This is a genomic window from Pseudonocardia sp. SID8383 (genome assembly GCF_009864975.1).
Lineage (GTDB): Bacteria > Actinomycetota > Actinomycetes > Mycobacteriales > Pseudonocardiaceae > Pseudonocardia > Pseudonocardia alni.
This window is the reverse complement of the sequence record NZ_WWFY01001032.1, coordinates 1-3138: the sequence shown is the minus strand read 5'-3', so window position 1 is coordinate 3138 and position 3138 is coordinate 1. Positions and strand designations below refer to the sequence as shown.

Sequence of the window (3138 nt, the reverse complement as noted above, 5' to 3'; positions counted from 1 at the left end):
GGCCGGGAGCCACGGGCGGGGGGCGACGGCGGTCTCAGACATCGGCGTCCACCCGCGGGTCCAGCAGCAGCACGGTCAGGTCGGCGACGAGCGACCCGGCCAGCACCGCCACCGCCGAGAGGAGGGTCAGCGCGGCGAGCAGCGGGAAGTCCACGGCCAGCGCCGCGGTGACCACGGCCGCCGCGATCCCCGGCCAGGAGAACACCGTCTCCACCAGCACGGCGCCGGTGACGAGCTCCGGCAGCCGGTTGCCCAGCACCGTCACGAACGGCAGCAGCGCGGTCGGCAGGGCGTGGCGCAGCACGACGAGACGCTCGGGCAGCCCGCGGGCCCGGGCGCCGGCGACGTGGTCGTCGTCGAGGGAGGCCAGCAGCGAGGCCCGCACGTGCAGCACCAGCCACGGCGTCTGGGAGACCCCCAGCACCAGCGCCGGCAGCACCAGGTGCCTGCTCACCTGGCCGAACGTGGGTGCGGCGCCGGCATCGGTGAGGCCGGCGACCGGCAGCACGGGCCAGGCCACGGCGAACACCGCGATCGCACCCAGGGCCAGCACGAACGGCGGCAGCCCCTCCAGGGTGTGCCCGACCGCGGTGACGGCCCGGTCGAACCAGCCGCCCTGCCGCCACGCCGCGACGGTCCCGGCGGCCAGGGCCAGCACCAGCGACACGAGCAGGGCCAGGGTGACCAGCAGCAACGTCCACGGGAGCCGCTCGGCGACCACCTGGGCCACCGGCTGCCGCATCGAGAGGCTCTGCCCGAGGTCGCCGGTCAGTAGCCCGCCCAGCCACCGGAGGAGCTGTTCGCCCACGCTCGCGTCCAGCCCGAGCGAACGTTCGGCGGCGGCGATGTCGGCGTCGCTCGCGGAGAAGATCCCGACCCCGAAGTACTGGTACACCGGCCGGAACGGCGACGCCGCCGCCAGCAGGAACACCCCGACCGCGACCAGCAGCACCGTCGGGACGCCGAGCAGCAGCCGCAGCCCGGCCAGCCGGGCCACCGCGCGGCCGCGGTGCCGGCCCGGGAGCACGGCCGTCACGAGCGGGGCGTCCAGTCCTGCAGGTTCCACCACGGGCCCCAGGTGGTGCCGTGGGTGTGCGGCTCGACGACGGGGGTGTAGCCGTCCCAGGCGTCGCGGGTGACGTAGCTGTGGCCGAGGAAGGCCAGGAAGACCATGCCGGGGTCGGCGACGTAGGCCCGCTGGAACTCCTTCACCGCTGCGGTGCGGGCGGCCTCGTCGGGCGCCCGCAGTGCGGTGTCCAGCGCCGCGTCGACGGCGGCGTTGCGGTAGGAGCCGGGGTTGTTGAACCCGTCGGCGGCGTTCGACGAGTGCAGCAGCTGCCACGCCTTGAACCCCGGGTCGAACGGGTCGCCGCCGCCGAGCACGAGCGCGTCGGCGCCCATCCGCGGCTCGATCGCCTCCCAGCCGAGGCCCTCCAGCCGGACGTCGATCCCGGCTGCGCGCACGTCGGAGGCGAACGCCTGGGCCAGGTCGCGGCGCACGGTGTCGGTGGCCGGGTACATCAGCGTGAAGCGCGCGGCCTGCCCGCCGCGGACGCGCACCCCGTCGGGCCCGGGGACCCAGCCGGCCCGCTCCAGGATCCGGCCCGCCTCCGCGGGGTCGAAGGTGAACGTCGCGGAGGGCTCGACCTGCTCGGGCAGCACGCCAGGGATCGGGTGGTGGGCCGGTTCACCCTGCCCCGCGAGGAACGCGTCGATCATGCCCTGGCGGTTCACCGAGCGGTTGAGCGCCGCGCGGATCGCCGGGTCCGCGGTGACCGGGTTCGCGAACGGCAGCGCGACGGTGCGGTAGTCGGCGCTGGCGTGCTCGCGCAGCGCCAGCCCGCTCTGCTGCGCGACCGCGCGGGCCAGTGCCGGCGGCAGCACGGTCCCGTCGAACTCACCGGCGGCGGTGCGCTGGGAACGGGTGTTGTCGTCGGTGGCGAACACGACGGTCACCCGCGTCACCGAGGGTGCACCGCCCCAGTACCCGGGGTTCGACTCCATGACCATCGTGTCGCCGCGCCGCCACTCGGCGAGCCGGTACGGGCCGGTGCCGACGGCCCGGGTGTTCACCGGCAGGTCGGAGACGGGGCCGCCGCCCTCGAGGGCCTCCGACGGCAGGATCCCGGAGGTGAGCCGGGCCGGGAACGCGCCGTAGGGGTAGGACAGCCGGAACCGCACGGCGTCGTCGCCGACGGCCTCGACCCCGGCGAGCATCGGCACGCTCGACCGGATCGTCGCGGCGCGGGCCGGGTCGATGATCGCGGCGTAGGTGGCGACGACGTCCTCGGGCCCGAGGGCCGACCCGTCGTGGAAGGTGACGCCGGGGCGCAGCGGCACCGTCCAGGACAGGCGGTCCGGTGACGAGGTCGCCGGGCCGGAGGCGAGCGCGGGCTGCAGGGTGCGCTGCGCGTCGCGGGCGTAGAGACCGTCGTAGAACTTGCTCGCGCCCTCCGCCCCGTAGCCGAGCAGCGGGTTGAGGTCGTCGGGCTCGTAGCCGTCGGCGAGGGTCATGGTGGTGCCGTCCCCGGCCGGGCCCGCCTCGCCCGGGGCGGCGGTGGGCGCGGAGCAGCCGGCCACGAGGGCGGCGGCCACCAACGGGACGACGATGTTCCGGAGGGTGATCACGCAACGGCACATTATGGGCAACAGAGTGAGGGTGGCAACGAACTGGACCGATCGGTCAGGTGGCGTACTTCTACGCAGTGACCGCGGACCGGCTCCGCCGGGGTCGCGGCCGTCCTACCGTCCGGGCGGTGCGCACCGATCCCGCCCCCGCGCGCGTGCAGCGCGCCCCGGCGACCCGCGACCAGGTCGACGCCCACCGGTTCGGTGTGCGCCGGATGGAGGCCGCGCTGGTGCGGGCGGACCCGGTGCCGCTGCACGAGCAGATCCGCTCGCAGCGGCGCGCCTTGTTCGCCGGAGTGCTGGTCGGGCTGCTCGCGCTCGGGGTGGCGGCGCTGCTGGCCCGGGTCGACCCGGCCACCGACTGGCGCTCCCGGGCGCTGGTGCAGGGGCAGCGCAGCGGCGTGCTCTACGCCGTGGTCCGCGACCCCGACCGGTCCGCGCTGCTCGTGCCGGTGCCCGACCCCGTCGCGGGACGGCTGGTCCTCGCCGCGCACGGTCGCGACGACGGTG

3 protein-coding genes are annotated in these 3138 nt (G+C 75.9%); 1 reads left to right on the top strand and 2 read right to left on the bottom strand.

The window, feature by feature from the left end:
• Window positions 1-34: 34 nt before the first annotated feature.
• Window positions 35-1036, bottom strand: a complete 1002-nt coding sequence (locus GTW08_RS24845; RefSeq protein WP_062397797.1) for an ABC transporter permease — start codon at window positions 1034-1036, stop codon at window positions 35-37.
• Window positions 1033-2628 carry an ABC transporter substrate-binding protein gene (locus tag GTW08_RS24840; RefSeq protein ID WP_337825539.1) on the bottom strand — a complete coding sequence of 532 codons (1596 nt, stop codon included), beginning with the start codon at window positions 2626-2628 and terminating at the stop codon, window positions 1033-1035. The genes GTW08_RS24845 and GTW08_RS24840 overlap by 4 nt, the downstream gene beginning before the upstream one ends.
• Before the next feature lie 128 nt (window positions 2629-2756).
• Here GTW08_RS24840 and GTW08_RS24835 point away from each other — a divergent pair.
• Window positions 2757-3138: type VII secretion protein EccB (locus GTW08_RS24835; protein WP_202417654.1), on the top strand; the 382-nt coding region annotated here is incomplete at its 3' end.